Annotated in this window: 28 protein-coding genes; 19 read left to right on the top strand and 9 right to left on the bottom strand. The window is 45.4% G+C overall.

Translation table 11 applies throughout. The features are described 5' to 3' along the window. Positions 1-48 precede the first annotated feature (48 nt). A complete protein-coding gene (locus ACRRQV_RS10455; RefSeq protein ID WP_432530479.1) occupies positions 49-1,350 on the bottom strand; it encodes a hemolysin family protein in 1,302 nt (433 codons plus the stop codon). 38 nt (positions 1,351-1,388) lie between these two features. Next, complete coding sequence (locus ACRRQV_RS10450; RefSeq protein ID WP_432530477.1) at positions 1,389-1,775, bottom strand: MerR family transcriptional regulator; 387 nt, start codon at positions 1,773-1,775, stop codon at positions 1,389-1,391. A gap of 260 nt (positions 1,776-2,035) precedes the next feature. On the opposite strand from ACRRQV_RS10450, the gene ACRRQV_RS10445 reads away from it, so the two are divergent. The 8 genes from ACRRQV_RS10445 (at position 2,036) to ACRRQV_RS10410 (ending at position 7,184) form a co-directional block, all read left to right on the top strand. After that, on the top strand, positions 2,036-3,154 hold the full coding sequence (locus ACRRQV_RS10445; RefSeq protein ID WP_432530475.1) for a GTP-binding protein: 1,119 nt from the start codon (positions 2,036-2,038) through the stop codon (positions 3,152-3,154). A 21-nt stretch (positions 3,155-3,175) separates the two neighbouring features. Continuing rightward, positions 3,176-3,325: a 50S ribosomal protein L33 gene (gene rpmG, locus ACRRQV_RS10440; protein WP_432530473.1), complete on the top strand. Its 150-nt coding sequence runs from the start codon at positions 3,176-3,178 to the stop codon at positions 3,323-3,325. A 55-nt stretch (positions 3,326-3,380) separates the two neighbouring features. Continuing rightward, positions 3,381-3,650 (top strand): 30S ribosomal protein S14, encoded by a 270-nt coding sequence (gene rpsN / locus ACRRQV_RS10435; protein WP_432530471.1) that lies wholly within the window; start codon positions 3,381-3,383, stop codon positions 3,648-3,650. Positions 3,651-3,697: 47 nt separating this feature from the next. Beyond that, entirely contained in the window at positions 3,698-4,762 is a 1,065-nt protein-coding gene (locus ACRRQV_RS10430) for a metal ABC transporter solute-binding protein, Zn/Mn family (protein ID WP_432530469.1), read from the top strand. Positions 4,763-4,847: 85 nt separating this feature from the next. Then, a complete protein-coding gene (locus ACRRQV_RS10425; RefSeq protein ID WP_432530467.1) occupies positions 4,848-5,162 on the top strand; it encodes a hypothetical protein in 315 nt (104 codons plus the stop codon). 66 nt (positions 5,163-5,228) lie between these two features. Then, on the top strand, positions 5,229-5,642 hold the full coding sequence (locus ACRRQV_RS10420; protein ID WP_432530465.1) for an Rrf2 family transcriptional regulator: 414 nt from the start codon (positions 5,229-5,231) through the stop codon (positions 5,640-5,642). 24 nt (positions 5,643-5,666) lie between these two features. Beyond that, complete coding sequence (locus ACRRQV_RS10415; RefSeq protein WP_432530463.1) at positions 5,667-6,572, top strand: NAD(P)/FAD-dependent oxidoreductase; 906 nt, start codon at positions 5,667-5,669, stop codon at positions 6,570-6,572. Between the two features lie 33 nt (positions 6,573-6,605). Further along, the gene (locus ACRRQV_RS10410; protein ID WP_432530461.1) at positions 6,606-7,184 is read left to right on the top strand and encodes a class I SAM-dependent methyltransferase; all 579 of its coding nucleotides are present in this window, start codon (positions 6,606-6,608) and stop codon (positions 7,182-7,184) included. Between the two features lie 131 nt (positions 7,185-7,315). Here ACRRQV_RS10410 and ACRRQV_RS10405 read toward each other — a convergent pair whose 3' ends face one another. From ACRRQV_RS10405 to ACRRQV_RS10395, 3 genes are read right to left on the bottom strand one after another with little or no spacing between them, the layout of a single operon-like run. Further along, positions 7,316-7,849, bottom strand: coding sequence for an RDD family protein (locus ACRRQV_RS10405; protein ID WP_432530459.1), 534 nt, complete (start codon positions 7,847-7,849; stop codon positions 7,316-7,318). Positions 7,850-7,865: 16 nt separating this feature from the next. Continuing rightward, complete coding sequence (locus ACRRQV_RS10400) at positions 7,866-8,552, bottom strand: response regulator transcription factor (protein ID WP_432530457.1); 687 nt, start codon at positions 8,550-8,552, stop codon at positions 7,866-7,868. 17 nt (positions 8,553-8,569) lie between these two features. After that, positions 8,570-9,646, bottom strand: a complete 1,077-nt coding sequence (locus ACRRQV_RS10395; RefSeq protein ID WP_432530455.1) for a sensor histidine kinase — start codon at positions 9,644-9,646, stop codon at positions 8,570-8,572. 180 nt (positions 9,647-9,826) lie between these two features. On the opposite strand from ACRRQV_RS10395, the gene ACRRQV_RS10390 reads away from it, so the two are divergent. From ACRRQV_RS10390 to ACRRQV_RS10370, 5 genes are read left to right on the top strand one after another with little or no spacing between them, the layout of a single operon-like run. Further along, positions 9,827-11,485, top strand: a complete 1,659-nt coding sequence (locus tag ACRRQV_RS10390) for an FAD-binding dehydrogenase (protein ID WP_432530453.1) — start codon at positions 9,827-9,829, stop codon at positions 11,483-11,485. Continuing rightward, a complete protein-coding gene (locus tag ACRRQV_RS10385; protein WP_432530451.1) occupies positions 11,485-11,805 on the top strand; it encodes a hypothetical protein in 321 nt (106 codons plus the stop codon). Before ACRRQV_RS10390 ends, ACRRQV_RS10385 begins: the two co-directional genes overlap by 1 nt. Before the next feature lies 1 nt (position 11,806). Then, positions 11,807-11,983, top strand: a complete 177-nt coding sequence (locus ACRRQV_RS10380; protein ID WP_432530449.1) for a hypothetical protein — start codon at positions 11,807-11,809, stop codon at positions 11,981-11,983. A gap of 39 nt (positions 11,984-12,022) precedes the next feature. Continuing rightward, a complete protein-coding gene (locus ACRRQV_RS10375) occupies positions 12,023-12,508 on the top strand; it encodes a GNAT family N-acetyltransferase (protein WP_432530447.1) in 486 nt (161 codons plus the stop codon). 23 nt (positions 12,509-12,531) lie between these two features. Continuing rightward, the gene (locus ACRRQV_RS10370) at positions 12,532-12,924 is read left to right on the top strand and encodes a GNAT family N-acetyltransferase (RefSeq protein ID WP_432530445.1); all 393 of its coding nucleotides are present in this window, start codon (positions 12,532-12,534) and stop codon (positions 12,922-12,924) included. A 38-nt stretch (positions 12,925-12,962) separates the two neighbouring features. Here ACRRQV_RS10370 and ACRRQV_RS10365 read toward each other — a convergent pair whose 3' ends face one another. Beyond that, complete coding sequence (locus ACRRQV_RS10365; protein ID WP_432530443.1) at positions 12,963-14,435, bottom strand: PH domain-containing protein; 1,473 nt, start codon at positions 14,433-14,435, stop codon at positions 12,963-12,965. Further along, on the bottom strand, positions 14,425-14,949 hold the full coding sequence (locus ACRRQV_RS10360; protein ID WP_432530441.1) for a PH domain-containing protein: 525 nt from the start codon (positions 14,947-14,949) through the stop codon (positions 14,425-14,427). The genes ACRRQV_RS10365 and ACRRQV_RS10360 overlap by 11 nt, the downstream gene beginning before the upstream one ends. Positions 14,950-15,052: 103 nt before the next feature. Between ACRRQV_RS10360 and ACRRQV_RS10355 the strand changes: the two genes are divergently transcribed. Further along, positions 15,053-15,589, top strand: a complete 537-nt coding sequence (locus ACRRQV_RS10355) for a GNAT family N-acetyltransferase (RefSeq protein WP_432530439.1) — start codon at positions 15,053-15,055, stop codon at positions 15,587-15,589. A gap of 15 nt (positions 15,590-15,604) precedes the next feature. On the opposite strand, the gene ACRRQV_RS10350 is transcribed toward ACRRQV_RS10355, so the two are convergent. Then, entirely contained in the window at positions 15,605-15,931 is a 327-nt protein-coding gene (locus ACRRQV_RS10350) for a winged helix-turn-helix transcriptional regulator (protein WP_432530437.1), read from the bottom strand. Positions 15,932-16,049: 118 nt separating this feature from the next. Here ACRRQV_RS10350 and ACRRQV_RS10345 point away from each other — a divergent pair, with 118 nt between their 5' ends. The 5 genes from ACRRQV_RS10345 to panB all read left to right on the top strand — a co-directional run bounded on the left by ACRRQV_RS10345 (position 16,050) and on the right by panB (position 19,472). Then, positions 16,050-16,679: a nitroreductase family protein gene (locus tag ACRRQV_RS10345; protein WP_432530435.1), complete on the top strand. Its 630-nt coding sequence runs from the start codon at positions 16,050-16,052 to the stop codon at positions 16,677-16,679. A 133-nt stretch (positions 16,680-16,812) separates the two neighbouring features. After that, positions 16,813-17,346, top strand: a complete 534-nt coding sequence (locus tag ACRRQV_RS10340; RefSeq protein ID WP_432530433.1) for a GNAT family N-acetyltransferase — start codon at positions 16,813-16,815, stop codon at positions 17,344-17,346. Beyond that, positions 17,327-17,878, top strand: coding sequence for a GNAT family N-acetyltransferase (locus ACRRQV_RS10335; protein WP_432530431.1), 552 nt, complete (start codon positions 17,327-17,329; stop codon positions 17,876-17,878). The genes ACRRQV_RS10340 and ACRRQV_RS10335 overlap by 20 nt, the downstream gene beginning before the upstream one ends. Before the next feature lie 17 nt (positions 17,879-17,895). Beyond that, positions 17,896-18,372, top strand: a complete 477-nt coding sequence (locus ACRRQV_RS10330; RefSeq protein ID WP_432530429.1) for an NUDIX domain-containing protein — start codon at positions 17,896-17,898, stop codon at positions 18,370-18,372. Between the two features lie 263 nt (positions 18,373-18,635). Continuing rightward, a complete protein-coding gene (gene panB / locus ACRRQV_RS10325; protein WP_432530427.1) occupies positions 18,636-19,472 on the top strand; it encodes a 3-methyl-2-oxobutanoate hydroxymethyltransferase in 837 nt (278 codons plus the stop codon). Between the two features lie 206 nt (positions 19,473-19,678). Here panB and ACRRQV_RS10320 read toward each other — a convergent pair whose 3' ends face one another. Continuing rightward, complete coding sequence (locus ACRRQV_RS10320; protein WP_432530425.1) at positions 19,679-20,389, bottom strand: TioE family transcriptional regulator; 711 nt, start codon at positions 20,387-20,389, stop codon at positions 19,679-19,681. Position 20,390: the final 1 nt, after the last annotated feature.

The following is a 20,390-nucleotide window of genomic DNA, read 5'->3' as shown; positions in this document are numbered from 1 at the left end:
TCACCTCCGTTTAGTAGTCGTTTCATTTAGTTGTTTATTTTCTGTTGGTTAAGGTTCTTGGTGGAACATGACTTGTTTGATTTGCTGATGGTCCATCTCGGTAACGGTCCATAGCGTATTTTCCTTCGTCAGCGTATCGCCGACTTGAATTTCGCCTAGGCTCTTGTAGTGGATCCAACCGCCGATGGTATCAATGTCTTCGCTTTCGTCAAAGGTTAAACCGAAGCGCTCTTCCAAATCTTTTAATAAAACACGGCCATTGATTAAATATTGGTTTTGACTCATTTTGCTGATATCCGGCTTTTCGTCCGCATCAAATTCATCGCGGATTTCGCCGACGATTTCTTCCAAGATGTCTTCTAACGTGATCATGCCGGCAGTTCCGCCGTATTCATCCGCCACTACGGCGATGTGGACCCGCGCTTGCTGCATTTTCAGCAAAGCATCCTGCAGACCTGTCATTTCAAAGATGACCGGCAGTTCCCGAACAAACTCCTGAAGCTGCCACGGGCGTCCCGCTACAATATGGGGCAGCATTTTTTTTGCGCTGACAAAACCGATAATCCGGTCTTTGTCGCCTTCTTCGGTTACGGGGTAGCGCGTGTAATTATTTTCATCCAATACTTGGACGATCTCTTCTAAAGGCATATCTTTATCAAGAGTCAACAGTTCCGTCCGGGGAACCATGATGTCCTTTGCGGATCGTTCGTCAAACGTGAAGACATTTTCCATAAACGATAATTCGGTTTGGTTAATGGCTCCGCCTTCAAAACTTTGCGCCATGACAATTTTTAGTTCTTCTTCTGAATACGCTTGCTCATGCCCAGCCGGCTGCACGCCGAAAGTTCTCAACAAAATCCGGGCCGCTCCATTTAAAGCCCATATAAAAGGTTTCATGACTTTGCCAAAGACGTAAAGAGGGGGAGCGAGAAGCAGCGACATTTTTTCAGCGTATTCAATTGCCAATGTTTTAGGCGCCATTTCGCCAACTACCACGTGCAAGTATGTGACGAGCAAGAAGGCAATGGCATAGGAAGCCGCCGATGCAACCGCATCCGAAACTGCAAAGAATTCGAAAATGGGGTACATCAAGCGTTCAACGGTCGGTTTCCCGAGCGCCCCGAGACCAAGTGCCGTTACCGTAATCCCAAGCTGGCAGGCCGACAAGTAATAATCCAAGTCGCCGGCCACTTTTTTCGCCGTTATTGCTTTTTTGTTTCCTTCTGCAATCAATTGATCAAGCCGCGACATGCGGATTTTGACGACTGCGAACTCCGATCCGACGAAAAAGGCGGTCAAAGCGAGCAATAGGACCAATAACGCTAAATTCAGTATCGTAATTATCTCCACTTATGTTCCCTGTAAAAGGGATTCACCTCCAAAATTAGTTACAGCAAAGCAAGCAAGGAAACGATGGCGACCATTTTGCTCTCAAGCGCTTTGCTGATTTGCGCCTTTACGTGAACGGGCGCATCTTTCAGCTGTTCTTCCAAACGGGTAATCTTCTTTTGCAGGCAATCGAATTCTTCGTAAATGTCTTCAGCCAATTTTTCCGTTTCAGGAAGAACGCCTGAACCAAGAACTTCTTGAATTTCTGCCATGGACATCCGCTGTTTTTTCAATATTTGAATCCGTTCGAGCGTCTGCAGGGAAGCAGGGGGATAAAGCCGGTAATTGGCTTCCGATCGCTCCGCAGACAACAGCCCGAGATTTGTGTAGTAATCGATGGTTCTAGTTGAAACTCCGCTTAACTTTGCGACTTCGCCTATTTTCATTAATCCCTTCCCAATGCACACGCCTCCTTTTTAGTTACGGATATCGTAACATAACCACCGGAAAACCCTACAGTTGAACGTTATGGTTTTTAGTGAGATTTGAATAAATTTTAAAAAACTTGCCATCTGATCGACAAATTTTTCATTGATAAAAATTAATTGATTCAAAAAAACGCTTGCAGTTTGTTTCTGAAAACTATATGCTTTAAAACGTAATCATTACGTTTTGTAAAAACTTTTTATTTTAGGAGGACAAGCTAATGGAAAACAGAATTCCTGTAACCGTATTGAGCGGCTATTTGGGTTCCGGCAAAACCACATTATTAAACCATATTTTGCATAACCGGCAAGGACTGAAAGTGGCAGTTATTGTTAATGACATGAGCGAAGTGAATATTGATGCTTCTTTAGTCAAACAAAGCGGGTTTTCCCAAACTGAAGAAAAATTGGTGGAAATGCAAAATGGCTGCATTTGTTGTACGCTTCGGGAAGATTTAATCGTTGAAGTGGAGAAATTGGCCAAGTTTGGAGACATTGATTACATGGTTATCGAATCTTCCGGAATCAGCGAGCCAGTTCCTGTAGCGCAGACGTTTGCTTATATAGATGAGAGTCTAGGGATTAACTTGTCTGAACTTTGCCGGCTGGATACGCTGGTAACGGTCGTTGACGCTGCTAGGTTTTGGCTGGATTTTGCATCAGGAGAAACGCTGCTCGAACGGAAGGAAGCGGCAACAGCCGATGATGAGCGGGAAATTGCAGATTTATTGATTGACCAAATCGAATTTGCCAACGTTTTGGTTTTGAACAAGCAGGATTTGATTGCTGAAGAAAAAGCCGTACAATTAAAAGCCCTGCTAAAAAGCTTAAACCCTGATGCGAAGATTATCGGAACCGAACAAGCACAACTCGAAATAAGGGAAGTATTGAATACCGAGCTGTTTGATTTTGAAAAATCCAGCCAAAGCGCTGTGTGGATCAAAGAGTTAAATGAAGAACATACACCTGAAACAGAAGAATATGGCATTGGTTCTTTTGTCTACCGCAGCCAAAGGCCCTTTCATCCGGAGCGTTTGATGGATTGGGTTAGAGAATGGCCGGTCGAAGTGATTCGGGCGAAAGGCTTTCTGTGGATTTCAACAAGAGATGAAGTCGCTGTTCTCTTATCCCAAGCGGGTCCGTCTTTAAGCATTGAAGAAGCTGGAGAATGGGATACGGATTACAGGGAGAAAATGACGGAACTTGTTTTAATCGGTATTGGAATGGACCAGCTTGCCATTGCGGAGGGATTGGAGTGCTGTGAACTGACAGAAAAAGAAATGGTGCAGGATTGGAAAACATTCCCTGATCCTCTGCCTGCATTTCAAGTTGCAATTTAACTGAACAAGGAGGAATTAAAAATGCGAATAAACATTATATTGGCATGCGCCGAAACAGGCGATCGCAATTATACAACTACAAAAAACAAGCGCAATAATCCTGAACGAATTGAATTAAAGAAATACTGTCCCCGACTCCAGAAAGTTACATTGCACAGAGAAACGAAATAAAAATTTTTACATATTTATAAAACGTAATGATTACAGTTGTGAAGGGAGGATTAAAATGGCGAAAAAATCAAAAGTGGCAAAACATCAAAAGCAGCAACAATTAGTAGCACGTTATGCAGCATTGCGTCAGGAGTTGAAAGACAAAGGCGACTATGCGTCATTAAACAAGCTGCCGCGGAATTCTTCCCCGACCCGTTTAAATAGCCGATGTGCCGTAACCGGCAGGCCAAGAGGCTATATGCGCAAATTCAATATGTCACGAATTGCTTTTCGGGAATTTGCGCATAAAGGACAAGTGCCAGGTGTGAGAAAAGCCAGTTGGTAAACACTTTAAGAAATATCTGCGTTTAAAAAAGTTTGAGGAGGATTTTTATGAAAAAAATAATAATTCCAGTTTCTGCTTTGCTGTTGCTTGCAGGATGCGGCGGAAATAAAGAAACCAGCTCTTCAGAATCAGCAGCTCAAACGGCGGATTCAACCGAGCAGCTTGAGGTGTTTACCACCGTTTATCCACTTGCCTATTTCACTGAGGAAATAGGCGGCAACTACGTAAATGTCCAGTCGATTTATCCCCCCGGCTCCAATGAACATACGTTTGAACCGACACAGAAAGACATGATTGCGTTAGCTGAAGCGGATGCATTATTTTACATAGGATTAGAACTGGAAGGCTTTGTCGATAATGCAAAAGAAACTTTAAAAAATGAAAATGTTGAATTTATTGCAACATCTGAGAGCATTTCTGAAAGTGACCTAGGAGAAGGGCATTCTCATGGCCACGAAACAGAAGAACACGACCATGAGCAAGAAGAGGCAACAGAAGAACATAATCATGATCACGAGCATACAGAAGAAACGGAAGAGCACAGTCACGCACACGAAGAAGAGATCGGAGAACATGGCCACGCACACGATACTGTGGATCCACACATTTGGATTTCGCCAGTACTCAGCCAAAAACTTGCTGAAACCATAAAAAACGAGCTGGTAGAGCGGGACGAAGAACATGCTGCGGAATATGAAGGAAATTATGAGAAGCTGGTTGCAGAGCTGGAAGAACTGGATCAATCATTTAAAACCGTTGCGGAAAACGCCGACCAAAAATCTTTTTTTGTCTCCCATGAAGCTTTTGGATATATTGCCAACACTTACGGCTTCGACCAAGTGGCAGTCGCCGGATTAAACAGCGAAGATGAACCTTCTCAAAAAGAATTGACGCAAATTGTGGAACTGGCGAAAGAAAAAGATATTCACTATATTGCGTTCGAACAAAACGTTTCTTCTAAAATAGCTGAAGTGATTCAAAACGAAATTGGAGCAGAGGCTGTCCACATGCACAATTTAAGCGTTTTGACCCAAGAAGACATCGAGCAAGGAGAAACGTATTTTACGCTGATGGAAAAGAACTTGGCTGTTTTTGAAAAAATACTAAATTAACTATTTTTATATTTCTCTTTTTTTGTAAAGATATTTGGTCTCTTTTATAGTTGTCCTCACTGAGCCACAAGAAGAAACAGCCTCTGTGTCAGATCAACTGGAAGAAGTAAGGCGGCTGTATCCAGAAGCGGCCGTTACGAAATATCGGCCAGGGGAAGATGAAATGCGTTCCAGCGAAGTGATCATTAGCATGAATGGAGAATCTCTTACGGTATTTATGGGTCAGCTGTGCCAAATCACCACCACTAAAAGCCAGATCATCAGAGCACTTGCTGCCGAATCCTGCGGAAGGGATTCGGCAGTCTTGCTTGTTGAGAGGCGATGGCCGGAATATAATTTTCATTTAGCAAGTGCATTTATCTGCATTCAGAAGTTCCTCCTCATTGACTTAATTTTTTAAGCATGTTAAGTTTAATTAAGGATAAATATAGTCTTTAATATCTTTAATAAATTTTAGGAGGACACCATGAAATATTCAAACGCAACGAACTATGCATTGCATACAATGATTCATTTAATTCGTTTGCCTGAAGGCAGCACAATTGGCGTGCAGGAATTGGCTGAGATGCAAAAGCTTTCGCCAACGTATTTGTCGAAAATCTTAACGAAACTTACGAAAGCCGGTTTGATTGAATCAACTCCAGGCGTTAAGGGCGGCTACAAGAGCCCTCGATCCAAAAACGACATTTCTTTTTTTGATGTCATCAAAGCAATTGAAGGAGACACCAATTTATTCGATTGTTCCATTCACCACGAAGGCTGCTTAATCGAAAATGTCATGAGACAAGCTGAAGAACACATGAAAGAAGAGCTTGGCAATAAACTTCTGATTGATATTGCGAAAAAAGCGGATAGCTACAATCGGAGAGAAGCAAACTGATCAAAGAGGGATGGAGATGATGAGATGATACTGGATTGTGCAGTAATTGGCGGAGGGCCAGCGGGATTAAATGCGTCGCTTGTTCTTGGAAGATCAAGAAGAAAAACGATGCTATTTGATGACAACAAACCGAGAAACGCGGTGACGTCGGAGGCCCATGGATTTTTGACGCGCGACGGGATTGATCCTCAAGAATTAAAGCGACTCGGACAGGAAGAGATAGGCCAGTATCCGGACGTCACAATTAAAAAACAGCGGGTGGTGCGCGTAAGTAAGGAAAGTGATGTGTTTGAGATTGAAACCGAAACTGGTGAGATTTTCAGCGCCAAAAAAATAATTTTGGCTACCGGTTTAAAGGAAATTCTGCCCGACGTCGAGCGAGTGGGAGAGTTTTACGGAACAAGCCTGTTTAGCTGCCCGTTCTGTGATGGCTGGGAATTAAGAGACCGGCCACTGGCGGTCATCTCGGAAAATCCCGGGGCTCTTCATATGGTTAAACTGGTGTCCAACTGGACAGACGATTTGATCGTTTGCACAAACGGCAAACCCATTCTTTCCGAAAGTGAAAAAAGGCTCTTGGAAAGCAACGGAATAAAAGTTTACGAGGAAAAAATTCTGTCGTTGCTTGGGGAAAATGGATCGCTGGAGCGCATTGAGTTTGTCGACGGCACGCAAGTTTTGCGAAAAGGCGGCTTTATCACGCCGGACTGGAAACAAGCCTCTTCCATTGCGTTATCGTTGGGCTGCAGCTTGAACGAAAGAGGCGGGGTTGAAACGGATTTTTCAAAACGGACGAACGTGGATGGAGTTTTCGCTTGCGGAGATACATTGATTGGTGGTCCCACTCAATTGATTCTTGCAGCTGGAGAAGGCAGTATGGCAGCATTTGGTGTTATGGCTGATTGGGTCGAAGAAAAATTTTCAAAATAAAAAACTGACTTGAAAAGAAAAGGAGATGCACCAATGCCTCATGAACAACACAAACTACACGGATCCCATCACGGAAAAATTTCGTACTTGGAAAGCCCCGAAAGAAGAGCGGAACTGCCGCCAGAGAAGCTATTAGGCATGATGCCAATTAAAGAAACGGATACTGTTTTGGACTTTGGCGCAGGTACCGGTTATTTTTCAATTCCTTTAGCTAAGCGCGTGGCAGGAACCGTTTATGCACTGGATATTGATGAAAGCATGCTAAAAATCATCAACTCCAAAGCGCAGGAGGAACGCATTTCCAATCTTGTGGCCATTCATGGAGGCAATACAGGGATTCCGTTGCCCGACGCATTGGTTGACGTTGTTGTCGCTTCACTGGTTTTGCATGAAATTAATCCGTTGGCTGCTGCGTTGAATCAAATCAATCGAGTGCTAAAAGAGGGCGGACACTTGGCCTGCATCGAATTGGAGCCAAAAGGGGAATCGGCTCAAAAAGCTCCAAGAATTTCTATGGCTGGCATGGAAAAAGAATTCACAGAGGCGGGGTTGCGGATTACGAAAAAATTCTTTCCGACTGAACATTTGTATGTGCTGATTGCGCAGAAATGATGCGTTAGAGAATAAAATTTTTTATTCTAATTGCAGATAAAAGGTGTCTTTAAAGTATGTAATTAACTGCTTTATAATTTGGAATAATAACTGGCATTGCAGCGCTTATCAGCGGTTTGGCATGCCGGTTTTTATTTTTTTATGACGTACGTATTCGTAATGAGATCATATAAAGACTGATGCTTCTTGGTAAAAATAGCAGGCACAATATAGGCAACCATGAGCAAATAAATGAGGCCGCCTAAAAAATAGAAACGAATCGGCACTTGTCCCTCTCCAATTTCGACTAATCGGTAAACAAGAAAATGGGATAGTTCCCATGGCAAAAACTTTAGAAGTGTGCGGAAAGCGGCATGCATAACAGAAAGCGGCTTGCTATCTTGATCGATCACTCGAATACCCATTTTCGTTTTGCCGAAAGATTGTCCGCTAAGCCTGGAGTCACTGAAAATAAAATAAAGCGAAACTGGCAGCGTCACCATCAAAAATCCAGCAAACTGGGCAACAACGAGCGAGCCGGTAAAGAATCGCTGCAAGGATGGAAAGATAAAAAGATTCACGATTAACAGCAGCGCCAAATAAGCAAAAATAAGAATATAGTCGAGCAAAAATGCCTTAAAGCGAAGAAAAAATGAAGCGGACACAATCATCCCTCCAGCTTCCATAGAATTTTCACTGTTACTATTTCTTAAACCGATAGCCGACACCCCAAATGGTTTCGATATATTCAGGAGTTGAAGGAACTGTTTCGATTTTTTCGCGGATTTTCCGGATATGGACGGTGACAGTTGTCAAATCGCCGAACGACTCCATCCCCCAAAGCCTATCGAACAAATCTTCTTTGGTGAACACGTGGTTTGGGTGCGATGCTAAAAACAGCAGCAGGTCAAATTCTTTGGCAGTCAACGGTTTTTCAACGCCTTCCACCGTGACGCGCCGTGAAAGTGGATCGATTTCCAGCCCTTTTATGCGGATGGCCGAAGACGGGCGATCACGGTTTACAAGCCGGTTGAACCGGGCAATATGGGCTTTGACGCGTGCCACCAATTCGTTCGGATTGAAGGGCTTTTCGATGTAATCATCGGCGCCTCGGTCAAATCCGCGTATTTTGTCGATATCCTCTTTTCTGGCCGTCACCATCAAAATCGGAATATCTAATTTTTCCCGGAGCGCTTTGCACAACTCCAGCCCATCGATGCCTGGAAGCATCAAATCGAGCAAGATCAAGTCATACGGATTTGCCATCGCTTTTTCAAACCCTTCTGTGCCGGTAGCTGCAATGTCGCTGCTAAAGCCATTTACCTCCAAGTAATCCCGCATCAATTCGGCAATGCTTTGCTCGTCTTCAATGATTAAAATTGTCTGCATGGCTCGACCTATCCTTTCTATAGTTTTTTTAATGTGAACCGAATGGTCGTACCGGCATTTGGTTGGCTCTCCGCTTCAATTGTTCCGCCATGTCCCTCGATAATCCGCTTAGCAATAGCGAGGCCTAATCCACTGCCGCCAGTGTTCGAATTTCGGGAACTGTCCGTCCGGAAAAAGCTGTCGAAAATGTGGGGAAGAGCATCTTCCTCGATGCCGCTTCCGTTGTCGCGGATTTGCACCGCGACGGCATCCCCTTGTTCAAGAAGCTGAATCCGAATATCAGGGTCGCTGCAATCCGTGTACTTCAAAGCATTCTCCACAATATTTGAAATGACGCGTTTCAATTTTTCACGGTCCGCCATAACTACGTAGTTTTCATCGGCATCTGCTTCAAAAGAAATTTCTCCTTTGTTCAAATCAAACCGCCGTTCTTCAATATAATCGCTGAAATAGGCATGCAGATCCACATTTTCAAAGTGGAACGGTTCACGATCCAAATCCAATTTCGAATACAAAAACAATTCATCGATCAATGCATCAAGATCACTCGTTTTCTGGCCAATCGTCTGCAAATAACGGGCAGTTTTTTCGGGTGTGTTGGCGACGCCGTCAAGCAACCCTTTGACGTATCCTTGAATGGAGGTCATCGGTGTTTTCAAATCGTGGGAAATGCTCGCAATCAATTCTTTCCGGTTGTCTTCGTATTGCTTTTGCAGTTCTTCCGCTTTTTTTAATTGGACGCGCATCCGCTCAAAGGTTTCGGACAGTTCGCCGAGTTCGTCATTGCCTGTTTTTCGGACAGGGTGGTCTAAATTGCCTTGGCTGATTTCCCGCGCTGCTTTGTTTAATTGCTGGACAGGCTGGATCAAGCTTTTTGAAACGATGTAGGTCAACAAGCCGTTCGTCACAGCCAAAACGAGCAGCAAGCCGCCAAACCGCCATTTCATGAAATTTTGAAGATCACTTTGGTTGGGATTTGGGCTATTGAGGCCGAATACCCCGATGCCGAGAAAAATATCAATTAGAAAAAATGCCGCTACAGGAACCACAATCATGGCGATATTGGATATAATCAACCGCTTTTTTATCGACAAACAATCACCGCCTTATCAACTGCTCTTATTGTATACGTTAAACCTTAGCTCTCTATAATGAAAGTCTTAAAAAATTCTTAAATCCTGTTTTCAGAATAAATGAAAAATACCTATAATATTCCAATTGCTTCTGCTACGATAAAGAAAGATGGAGAGAAGCCGGGCAAAGGGGATGTAGGGATGAGTTTTGATGCAATCGTAGTAGGGGCAGGGCTAGCAGGGCTGGTGGCAACGGCAGAAATCGCAGATGCGGGCAAGAAAGTGCTGCTGCTAGATCAGGAACCGGAAACTTCGTTTGGAGGGCAAGCGTGGTGGTCGTTTGGCGGGTTGTTTTTAGTGGATTCGCCTGAACAGCGGCGCATGGGCATCAACGATTCCAAAGAGCTTGCTTGGCAGGATTGGCTGGGCGCGGCGGGCTTTGATAAAGAAGATGATGAAGATTACTGGGGCAAACAATGGGCCAAAGCCTATGTGGATTTTGCTGCGGGAGAAAAACGGGCTTGGCTGTCATCGATGGGCGTGAAATTTTTTCCGGTAGTTGGCTGGGCGGAGCGCGGCGGCTATTTGGCGGAAGGGCACGGCAATTCCGTTCCGCGCTTTCATATTGTGTGGGGCACGGGACCAGGAATCGTGGCGCCATTTGAACGCCGTGTTCGGGAGCACATGAAAAACGGCTTAGTCGACTACCGTCCGCGCCATCGCGTAGACGGTTTGATCGGCAACAACTCTTCCGTAACTGGAGTGATGGGTGCTGTTTTGGCACCAAGTGACGCAGAACGCGGGGAAGCGAGTTCCCGGGAAGTGATTGGGGAATTTAGTTACGAGGCAAACGCAGTGGTAGTGACGAGCGGCGGCATCGGCGGCAACCACGAACTGATCCGGCAAAACTGGCCAAGCCGCCTCGGAAAAGCGCCGGAAGAGATGCTGTCCGGTGTGCCGGCGCATGTCGATGGCCGGATGCTTGCCATCACGGAACAAGCTGGCGGGCGCATCGTCAACCGCGACCGCATGTGGCATTATACCGAAGGCATCAAAAACTGGAATCCGGTATGGAGCAAGCATGGCATCCGCATTTTACCGGGGCCGTCGTCGATGTGGCTTGATGCCAAAGGCAACCGGTTCCCGTCTCCCAACTTTCCGGGGTTCGATACGCTTGGCACGCTTGAAGCCATCCAAAAAACCGGCTTCAGCTACTCGTGGTTTATTTTGACGCAAAAAATCATTGAAAAAGAATTTGCGTTGTCGGGTTCTGAGCAAAATCCTGATTTGACCGGCAAAAGCATTCCGCAAGTGCTGTCGCGGGTCCGTGCCGGGGCAACAGCGCCTGTCCAGGCGTTCATGGACAAAGGCGAGGATTTTGTCATTGCACAGACACTCGAAGAACTGGTTGCCGGCATGAACAAACTGACAGGAGAAAACCTTCTCGACTTTGCCAATATTGAACGGCAAGTAAAGGCGCGTGACCGGCAGCTCGACAACACCTTCACGAAAGACCTGCAAATCACGGCCCTCCGCGGAGCGCGCAATTACCGGGGCGACCGGCTAATCCGTGTAGCGCCTCCACACAAACTGCTGGATCCAAAAAAAGGGCCGCTTATCGCGGTGCGCCTAAATATCGTCAGCCGGAAAACATTGGGCGGTTTGCAGACGGACTTATCGGCGCGGGTGCTGAATGAATCCGGAGAAGCGATTCAAGGCTTGTATGCAGCAGGAGAAGTAGCCGGATTTGGCGGAGGCGGAGTCCACGGCTATCGTTCGCTCGAAGGGACGTTTCTCGGCGGCTGTTTGTTTTCAGGAAGAGTGGCGGGAAGAGCAGTAGCAGAAAGGGGAGAAAGTTGATGGCAGCACACGTAATAGGAATGTTTTGGACTGCGGCATTTGCCGCAATTGGAGGATTGGTATTGATTTTTACGAGCACTTCTTTTGGTGTTGCACGGGGCAATAGCTGGCTCCAAAGCCAAGGAGGAATGGGAGATACGAGCTCTTATGACCTCATTGTGGAAACAGCAATCACAAAATTTCTCCTGATGGGAAGTTTATTATTAGGCGCAGGTTTTTTATTGACGATTGCGACTTTTTTTTATTTCCTGTTGAATGAAAAAGCACGGGAAACGCGTCCTGTTTTTGAAGAAGAGCTGGATGCTGGCGGGGAGGTTTAAAATGGGCGATATACTAGCAGGCGGAGTGGTTTTGTTTCCATTCCTTTTAGGAGCGCTTGTTTTGCGCTGGCTCCGCATAATACGAATCAACTCCGAAAAACAAGTCGAGCAAAATCAAGAAATCATCACGCTGCTAAAGTCAGGAGCCAGGATGAAAGAGAAAGGACATATCGATTAAATCGTTAAGTTTATCAATCGCAAAGAAAGAGGGATAACATTGAATTACACAATCCGCAACATGAAAACCGAAGACATACCGCAAGTCCAGCAAGTGGCAAAAACAAGCTGGAACGCGACATACGAAGGCATCATCCCATTTGCCATTCAGGAAAGCTTTTTGGCCACTGCTTATAATGACAGCATGATGAAAAAAAGAATGGAGCAATCGTTTCTTTTGGTCGCAGAAGTCGAAGGCAAAGTTGTTGGGTTTGCCAACTTCTCGCCAGTCAAAGAAAACGGTGAAGCGGAGCTTGGCGCCATTTACCTCGACCCGTCCTCTCAAGGGAAAGGGCTAGGCACAGTGCTTCTCCGTTCAGGAATTGCACAATTGGAAAACGCAGAAAAGATACTGATCAAAGTTGAAAAAGACAATAAAATCGGCATGAACTTTTACCAAGCGAAAGGGTTTGAATTAGTTTCCGAGTTTGACGATGATTTCGATGGCCACGTATTGAAAACGGTCAGAATGGCATTAAAATTATAGATTTTGTTTAAGGAGTACATGTAATGGACATATACATACGCCCCTACGAGGAAGGCGATTTCTCCAAAATCAACGCGTTAAGCCAGGCCGAGTCGTGGACCAATTTGGTTGAAAAACAACAAGATGCGAAACAGGCGTGGGCCAATTCGACGGTTGCGTTTGTAGCTGAAGTGAACGGAGAATTCGTCGGATGCATCCGCGGACTGACTGATGGTTTTATCAGTCTTTACATCTGTGAGCTAATAGTCGATCAACACTGCCGGGGCCAAGGCGTCGGAAAAAAACTCCTGAACTATGTCCACGAGCTCTTTCCAAAGGCGCGGATGGAACTGCTGGCCAGCCAGACTTCAAAAACGTTCTATGAATCCAACAGCTTCCGGCCGTTTTATGGGTTTCGCAAAATAATTGAAGAATGAAAAAAAACCGCCATTTTTCATGGACGGTTTTTTGTCTTTTACGGTTTCACCATGTTTACTCGCTTTTTAAACCAGCTATAAAACTGTTCACCGGTTTCACGCGGGACGTCTCGCAGCTCGGAAACAATCAGCGGTTTGCCGCGATTATGGAAATGCAGACTTGCCACATTGAATTTCCGCTGCAGCCAGCCATGCGTAACTTCGATTTCCTGGATCTTCACGCGTTTTGTCACAAAGGTTTCGACGACAAGCGCGCCTTTTCGAATTTGCACAAAACGGTCGTCGAAAAAATACCGTGTAAAATGAAAATCTATCACTCTCGCTGCAACGATGACAAGCAGCAAAACCCCCGAAAGCCATGCCCATTCAATTTTAAAATAAAGGAGCGCGGCAGTCGCTGCGGCCCAGAAATAATACGGACGGATAAGGCGGAGCCAAAGAACATTTTTAGAAAGAGGTTTCATGTTCTCTGAAATTTCATAGTCGGGCAACAATTCCCCAATCAGCCCATACGCTTTTTTCACCGGAAGAAACGGAAACAAGGAATTTGTTTGAACGTCTTCATCGCCGACGCTTCCCGCGCTCAGCAAACTGACTTCCACCATGCCGAGCCATTTTTTTAGGATCGACTGCTCAAGTTTGATGGCTTGGACTTTGTTTTTTTGAATGGAAAAACGGGATTCCGTGGAAATCCCTTTCTTAATGTAAATCCGGTCGTTGTCCGCGGAAATTTCAAACTTCCCGTATTTTAAATACGTCGTGAGCAAGCCAATCAATACGGAAATAACCAGAGCAACCAGAACGATCGGCACCACCAGCCAAATATGGCTCAGCAAATAAGAAAAAATAGATTTCGAGGATTCATCCAAGTTGAAAAAATCGTCTACTTGGGAATAGAGTGAAAAAAGAATCGGAAAAATGGCCAAAACGCTAAAAGACGTAAAAGCGGCTTTGATGAGATCCCGATTGGTCGGGGTAAAATAGACTCGCAAAGGAGACGGTTGTTCTTGGATTTCCTTCGCTTCTGTTTTTTCGTCTGGTTCTTTACTATGCAAATCTGGCAATTTGGCTTGTTCCACAATCGCTTTTATTCGGTCCGCTTCCTGATAAGTCAAAACGGGGAATTTTATTGAAGCTTCATCGCCGCTCGTTCCTGTTTCCAATGTCAGCGATGTCAGTTTCAAAAGGCGGTGCAGGAAATTAGTGGTTTGCTGCACGTTTTGAATGCGGCCCATCCCGATATTCTGCTGTTTTTTAACAAAAACACCGTTGTATATGGCGATGCTTTTATCTGAAACCTCGTACTGGTTAAAAAACCAGTTCAAGACCATTTTTACAGTAGCGCCTACAAAAAATATGGAAAACAGCACTTTAATGGTCAGCCAAAAATAGGAGCCGGTATCGTTTCTCAAAACGAATAAGTACAAGATGGGGAAAAAGCTGCCTTTCACCAGAGACACGAATTGGAACAAGATAGAAGCGATGGGATAGCGCTGTTTGTTAGTTTCCATCGTTCACCGCATCCATTTCTTCGTCGCTGTCTTTGATTTTGGCAAGAAAACCGATTTTGGCACGAAGAGCGAGCGCTTCTTCTTTCGGAATGGCGGGAATTTTGTGTGACGATGTCACGGTGCCGATAGTCAGGTCATAAAGCCCGTATTTTCTTAAAAAAGGCCCCTGGTTCGTTGACACATATTCGACTTTGGCCATCGGAATCAGCGTATGATGTTTCTCGAATCGTCCGTGCTGCAATTGGATGTGATCTTCATCAATTTCGTACCGCCACGTTTTTTGGATGAATACCGGCTCGATACCGATTGAATAGATGGCAGAACACACGTTTAAAACGAGAAGAGCCCAAAAAATCCAAACGATCCACGATTTCCAATCAAAGGCATAACCAGCAAAAAGCAATCCGCTAATCACCATAAATGCGGTAATTTCCATAATGGCGTTAACCATGCGCCAAACGCGAATAGCATCGGGAGAGATCTTTTGCTTTGGTTCGTCAATTTGTATGTACATAATCGTTCACCTCCATCTTTTATACGAGTGTGGGAAGGGATACGTTTCATCAATATGGAATTTATTATAAGTAGTAGCGAATTGCAGAGAGGAGGGAACAACTATGAGAGGAAAATCCATTTACTTACGGCCTCTGCAAACAAGTGATGCTAAAGCGAAGCTCGAGTTGGAGAAAGACAATCGGAAATTGTTTGAAAAAGTATCCATGACCCGCTATCCGGATTTTTACACCGAAATCATCCAAAAAGAAATCATTGAAATTGGCATTGAACAACGAGAAGAAGGAAACGAATACACTTTCGGCATTTTTGCGAATGATGATGATCGATTGATTGGAACCATTTCACTTTTTCACATTATGCGCGGTGCGCTTCAAAAGGCATTTCTTGGGTATGCGCTGGATAAGGCACACACCAATAAAGGGTATACAACGGAAGCGGTTAAACTAGTAGTCGACTACGCCTTCCGAAAACTCGAATTGCATCGCATTGAAGCGGGCGTCATGCCCAACAATATTCCGTCTATCCGAGTGCTTGAAAAAGCAGGCTTTCACAAGGAAGGCATAGCCGTAAAAAATGTCCAAATCAATGGCAAATGGGAGGACCATCAAGTGCTGGCGATTATCAATCCAAAAGATTAACTGGCGAAGCAGTTTTTATAGATTCTGGCATTGTTCGGTCCATTTGCGAATGGCTACGACGACATCCTTCAGCGACATTCCTTTTGGCGTCAATTCATACTCCACTTTTTTCGAGGAAGAGTCGAGCTGCGTTTTAGTGGCAAGCCCTTCTTTAACCAATTCATTCAGCCGTTCCGTCAAGAGGCGGTCGGAAATCCCCGGAATGCTTGCTGCGATCTCATGGAAGCGCATCGGCCCTGACATCAAGGTATAAATGATGATGCCCATCCATCTTCTGCCGATAAATTCAATGGTGTTGTGGAAGTTGCTGCAAACTGGCGTATGTGTTTCAGGGGTATTCATTGAACCTCCTCCTTTTTTTCATCATAGCATGATTCGCCTTCATTGACACTTGAACTTACGAATGGTAAGTTGGTTTTATTACCTTACTAATAGTAAGCCCATTCAAGGAGGACATATCATGTCAGTCAAAGCAGAATCGCCCGTAACAAAAGTAATGCAGGAACGCAAATCGGTTCGAATTTACGATCCGAATTTTAACATTTCAAAAGAAGAATTGGAAGACATGCTGAAGCTTGCCACGACCGCTCCTTCATCAAGCAATTTGCAGTCTTGGAACTTTATCGTCATCCAAGACGAGGAAACAAAACAAGAATTGCGGGGAATCGCCAACAACCAGGCGCAAGTCGAACAGTCATCTGCTGTTATTGCCGTGCTGGGCAATATCGATGCCTATAAAAACGTAGAAAAAATTTATACGCAAAACGTAGAAGAAGGCCATATGGATGAATCCATCAAAGAACGGACAATTGCCAATACGTATGCCGTGTATCCGAACGCTCCAGTTGAAGCGCGGATGAACATCGCGGCCTTTGATGCAGGTCTTGTTTCCATGCAATTAATGCTCATCGCCAAAGACCGCGGCTACGACACCATTCCAATGGGCGGTTTTGACAAAGTGAAGTTTGCAGAACGTTTTAATGTTCCGGCCCACCTTTTCCCGATTGTACTGATTGCCATTGGAAAAGCGGCAGCGCCAGCGTTTGGGACTTCCCGTTTGCCAATTGAAGAAGTAACACGTTTTATTTAAAAGAATCATCCTCGATATGCTGTGCGCATACCGGGGATTTTTTTTATAAAAAAACTGGCAATAAGAAGGAAAACAACGCAAAAGTGGCGAAAAGAAATGAGTTCCCTGAGAAAAAGCGGAAAGGATGTTGCGGATGATTATTCAAACGGACAGGCTTGAACTGCGGCCATACAAAGACGAAGATTTTGAGTTTCTCTACTCCCTTTTTTCAGATCCGGATGTCGTCCGCTTTATCGGCAATGGCCAAACGCGAGACCGGGAAGGGGCGATGGAATTTTTGTATTGGATTTACCGGTCTTACAAAACCGATCCGAACCTCGGGCTGCGCGTCTTGGTGCGCAAAAAAGACCGGAAATTGGTTGGACATGCCGGACTGGTCAAGCAAACCATTAACGGTGCCGAGGAATTGGAGATTGGCTACTGGATTGCAAAAGACTATTGGGGACAGGGCTATGCGACGGAAGCGGCAAAAGCGCTGAAAGAGTATGGGACCCGGCGCTTAGGCAAAGAGCGGTTTATCTCATTAATTCAGCCGGGAAATCTAGCTTCCAGAAAAGTGGCGGAACGGATTGGCATGGTGCTTGAAGAAGAAATCCTGCTCGCTGGCAGAGAAGTTTACGTGTATTCAATTGAACAGGAGGAACTTCATGGAATTTCCAACGCTTGAAACAGACAGGCTTCGATTGGTGCAAATCGGGCAAGAATATGCAAAACCGTTTTTTGACATTATGTCTCGGGATGAAGTGACCCGGTACTACGGCATGGACAGTTTGGCAAGTCCCGAAGAAGCGGTGAGAATCATTGATTCGTTTCAGACGGGTTTTGAGCTTAACCGGGGAATCCGCTGGGGAATGGTGTTGAAAGAAACCGGTGAATTTATCGGCACCATCGGATTGAACAATTTAAATGTAAAAGGCAAAAAAGCGGAAGTCGGGTATGAACTGCATCCGGATTTTTGGGGCAAGCGAATCGTTCGGGAAGCCAACAAAGCCGTATTGGCATATGCGTTCAACGAACTTGATTTATTCCGAATGGGAGCTGTAACGTTTCCTGAAAACAAGGCATCAAGCAGCGTCTTGAAAAAGCTCGGTTTTGTGGAAGAAGGGCGGCTGCGCGGCTATTTATACCAAAACCACCAATCGCATGATGCTTTGATTTTTTCATTGTTGAAGCCTGAATGGCAAGAGAAAGTGCGCTAAGGAGAGGATTCAACTACATGGAGGAAAATGTGGAAGTACAACTTATGACGATGTGTTTGGTGCAAGACGGGGATCAGGTGTTATTGATCAACCGGCCGGAAGAAAAAGGGTTTCCAGGCTTTATCGGCCCCGGCGGCAAAGTGGATTTCCCGGAGAGCTTGACGGACGGAGCGGCGCGCGAAGTGCTGGAAGAAACCGGATTGACGGTGAAAAATTTGATTTACAAAGGCTTGGACGAATATACGGACCCGGGTGAACGGTATCGGTACATGGTCTTTAACTATTTGGCGACCGATTTCGAAGGAACATTGCTGGAAAATCCACCTGAAGGCGAACTGGCTTGGGTGCCAATTGCAGAAGCGTTAGCACTGCCGATGCAGCCATGGTTCAAGCAGCGGTTTCCGTTATTTTTTGAAGATGGCACTTTCGAAATCTATAAAAGCTGGGACAGTGAAAAAGAACTGGCGATACACGAGTCAATCAAAAAATTATAAGTGCATACATAGAAAATCCATAAGTCAGTAAGTTAGAAAACTGAAGATTGTTACTATATTTCCAGTTCTGCTATAGTAAAGGGGAGGGCGGCATCAAAATTGAGCCGCACCGGCACTGCATCTAATTGCAATTGAATATTTCTGCCTTGATCTGAATACGACAGGGACGGAGGAAACCTGCTGCCTAAAATTCTGTCCTTCTGTCCACTTTTGGAACAGAAGGCTTTTTACGTTTGGTTTTCTCCTCAAAAGGAGGAGCAAAAATGAAGAACACCGCATCATTCCGCAAAATGAAAACAGAAGGGGAAAAAATCGCGATGCTGACAGCGTACGATTTTCCTTCGGCAAAGCTCGCTGAAGAAGCAGGAGTAGACGTAATTTTAGTTGGGGATTCACTGGGCATGGTCGTTCTTGGATACGATTCTACCGTGAAAGTCACAATTAATGACATGATCCACCATGGAAAAGCAGCACGCCGAGGAGCACCGGATACCTTTTTGGTGGTGGACATGCCGTTTGGTTCATTCCACGGAAGTTTGGAACGGTCATTGGAGAATGCCATCCAAATTTTTCAGGAAACAGGGGCAGAAGCGCTGAAACTGGAAGGGGCCGATGAAGTACTGGATGTTACGCGCATATTGACACGCACGGGAATTCCGGTTGTCTCGCACTTGGGCTTGCTGCCGCAAAGCGCTGGAGTCCTAGGTGGCTTCAAAGTCCAAGGGAAAACAGCAGACGCTGCACAAAAACTCATCGAAGATGCCAAAGCATGCGAAGCGGCTGGCGCATTCATGCTTGTGCTTGAATGCATTCCTTATCAGCTCGCGAAAGAAGTGACCGCGGCGGTTTCCATTCCGGTCATCGGAATCGGCGCCGGCAGTGAAACCGATGGCCAAGTGCTGGTATACCATGACACATTAAAATACGGCTCGCATCATTTGCCGAAATTTGTCCGCTCTTATGCGGAAACCGGTGAAATTATGAAGGCAGGCATCGCCGAATACGTATCTGAAGTAAAATCTGGAGCCTTCCCTGCTGAAGAACATCGCTTCACGATGAAAGAAGATGAACTTCAGCAACTATATGGCGGGAAATCGTAAAAAGAAAAGCTGAAGTGCCTGTTTAGCTCTGACAGGCATAAGCCAAGCCGGTGAAGTGGAGTTCTTTGCCACGCAGCCGGGATGGCTTATGTCCCGAAGAGCTAGGCACTAGAGTCTGGACAATAAGAAAAGCGGAGGGATCCGTGGATAAAGACAAAAGCCGCTTCAGCAACAAACTGCTGGAGCGGCTTTTGTCTTTTCAATAATTACTTTTTCATGAACCCAAGCTCCGCACACAGTTCAACAAGCTGGTGGACGCCGATAAATTGCTGGCGGTTTCGCTCGTGGATGCTTTTCAAAGCGTCTTCGGCCAAGTTTCGCACTTTGTCGATATTTTGCGTTCCGACTGCTTGGACAATTTCTCTCATGCTATCCAAAAAGTAGACGGTTCTCCGCAATGTGCGGATCAGCAAAATTTGGCGGATGTGAAGCGGCGTAAAAAGCCGGTAGCCATTTTCCGGATCGCGCACCGGATTCAGCAGCCCTTCTTTTTCCCAATGGCGAATGGCTGAAGCGGGAACATCCGTAAATTTGGCCGCTTCACCGATGGTCAGCTGGCTTTTTAATTTTTTATTGGCAATTAAGGGCAAGTTGGGATCCTGGAGCAAAACCAAAGTTTGGTCCGCCACTTCTTTTTCGTGCTGCAATTTTGCCTGTTCTTCGCTGACAAGCCAAAAGGCAGCGTCAAACTCTCCTTTTTGCAGCTGAATCAAGACTTCGCACGTCGTTTTGTAACCGAAACCCGGAAACATAGCGCGCAGGCAGCGAAAATATGCCAAATGAATAGGGCTGTACAGCCGGTAGCCGTTTTCCGCACGCAGCGGCTTCGGCACGACGCCCCACGATTCGTAATGGCGCAATGCACTTGTGCTGATGTTCAGTTCTCGGGCAATTTCAATCGGCTTGTAAGACTTCATC

The organism is Planococcus sp. YIM B11945 (assembly GCF_050864155.1).
In the GTDB taxonomy this organism is placed as follows: domain Bacteria; phylum Bacillota; class Bacilli; order Bacillales_A; family Planococcaceae; genus Planococcus.
Note: the sequence above shows the minus strand (reverse complement) of the source record. Positions and strands in the feature narration are given on the sequence as shown.

Coding starts and splice junctions, on each gene's coding strand:
- panB (WP_432530427.1), top strand. CDS start 18,636: ATGAAGAACACCGCATCATTCCGCAAAATGAAAACAGAAGGGGAAAAA.
- ACRRQV_RS10410 (WP_432530461.1), top strand. CDS start 6,606: ATGCCTCATGAACAACACAAACTACACGGATCCCATCACGGAAAAATT.
- rpsN (WP_432530471.1), top strand. CDS start 3,381: ATGGCGAAAAAATCAAAAGTGGCAAAACATCAAAAGCAGCAACAATTA.
- ACRRQV_RS10415 (WP_432530463.1), top strand. CDS start 5,667: ATGATACTGGATTGTGCAGTAATTGGCGGAGGGCCAGCGGGATTAAAT.
- ACRRQV_RS10385 (WP_432530451.1), top strand. CDS start 11,485: ATGGCAGCACACGTAATAGGAATGTTTTGGACTGCGGCATTTGCCGCA.
- ACRRQV_RS10390 (WP_432530453.1), top strand. CDS start 9,827: ATGAGTTTTGATGCAATCGTAGTAGGGGCAGGGCTAGCAGGGCTGGTG.
- ACRRQV_RS10420 (WP_432530465.1), top strand. CDS start 5,229: ATGAAATATTCAAACGCAACGAACTATGCATTGCATACAATGATTCAT.
- ACRRQV_RS10365 (WP_432530443.1), bottom strand. CDS start 14,435: ATGGAAACTAACAAACAGCGCTATCCCATCGCTTCTATCTTGTTCCAA.
- ACRRQV_RS10370 (WP_432530445.1), top strand. CDS start 12,532: ATGGACATATACATACGCCCCTACGAGGAAGGCGATTTCTCCAAAATC.
- ACRRQV_RS10400 (WP_432530457.1), bottom strand. CDS start 8,552: ATGCAGACAATTTTAATCATTGAAGACGAGCAAAGCATTGCCGAATTG.
- ACRRQV_RS10330 (WP_432530429.1), top strand. CDS start 17,896: ATGGAGGAAAATGTGGAAGTACAACTTATGACGATGTGTTTGGTGCAA.
- ACRRQV_RS10430 (WP_432530469.1), top strand. CDS start 3,698: ATGAAAAAAATAATAATTCCAGTTTCTGCTTTGCTGTTGCTTGCAGGA.
- ACRRQV_RS10380 (WP_432530449.1), top strand. CDS start 11,807: ATGGGCGATATACTAGCAGGCGGAGTGGTTTTGTTTCCATTCCTTTTA.
- rpmG (WP_432530473.1), top strand. CDS start 3,176: ATGCGAATAAACATTATATTGGCATGCGCCGAAACAGGCGATCGCAAT.
- ACRRQV_RS10360 (WP_432530441.1), bottom strand. CDS start 14,949: ATGTACATACAAATTGACGAACCAAAGCAAAAGATCTCTCCCGATGCT.
- ACRRQV_RS10405 (WP_432530459.1), bottom strand. CDS start 7,849: ATGGAAGCTGGAGGGATGATTGTGTCCGCTTCATTTTTTCTTCGCTTT.
- ACRRQV_RS10350 (WP_432530437.1), bottom strand. CDS start 15,931: ATGAATACCCCTGAAACACATACGCCAGTTTGCAGCAACTTCCACAAC.
- ACRRQV_RS10450 (WP_432530477.1), bottom strand. CDS start 1,775: ATGAAAATAGGCGAAGTCGCAAAGTTAAGCGGAGTTTCAACTAGAACC.
- ACRRQV_RS10335 (WP_432530431.1), top strand. CDS start 17,327: ATGGAATTTCCAACGCTTGAAACAGACAGGCTTCGATTGGTGCAAATC.
- ACRRQV_RS10355 (WP_432530439.1), top strand. CDS start 15,053: ATGAGAGGAAAATCCATTTACTTACGGCCTCTGCAAACAAGTGATGCT.
- ACRRQV_RS10340 (WP_432530433.1), top strand. CDS start 16,813: ATGATTATTCAAACGGACAGGCTTGAACTGCGGCCATACAAAGACGAA.
- ACRRQV_RS10320 (WP_432530425.1), bottom strand. CDS start 20,389: ATGAAGTCTTACAAGCCGATTGAAATTGCCCGAGAACTGAACATCAGC.
- ACRRQV_RS10345 (WP_432530435.1), top strand. CDS start 16,050: ATGTCAGTCAAAGCAGAATCGCCCGTAACAAAAGTAATGCAGGAACGC.
- ACRRQV_RS10445 (WP_432530475.1), top strand. CDS start 2,036: ATGGAAAACAGAATTCCTGTAACCGTATTGAGCGGCTATTTGGGTTCC.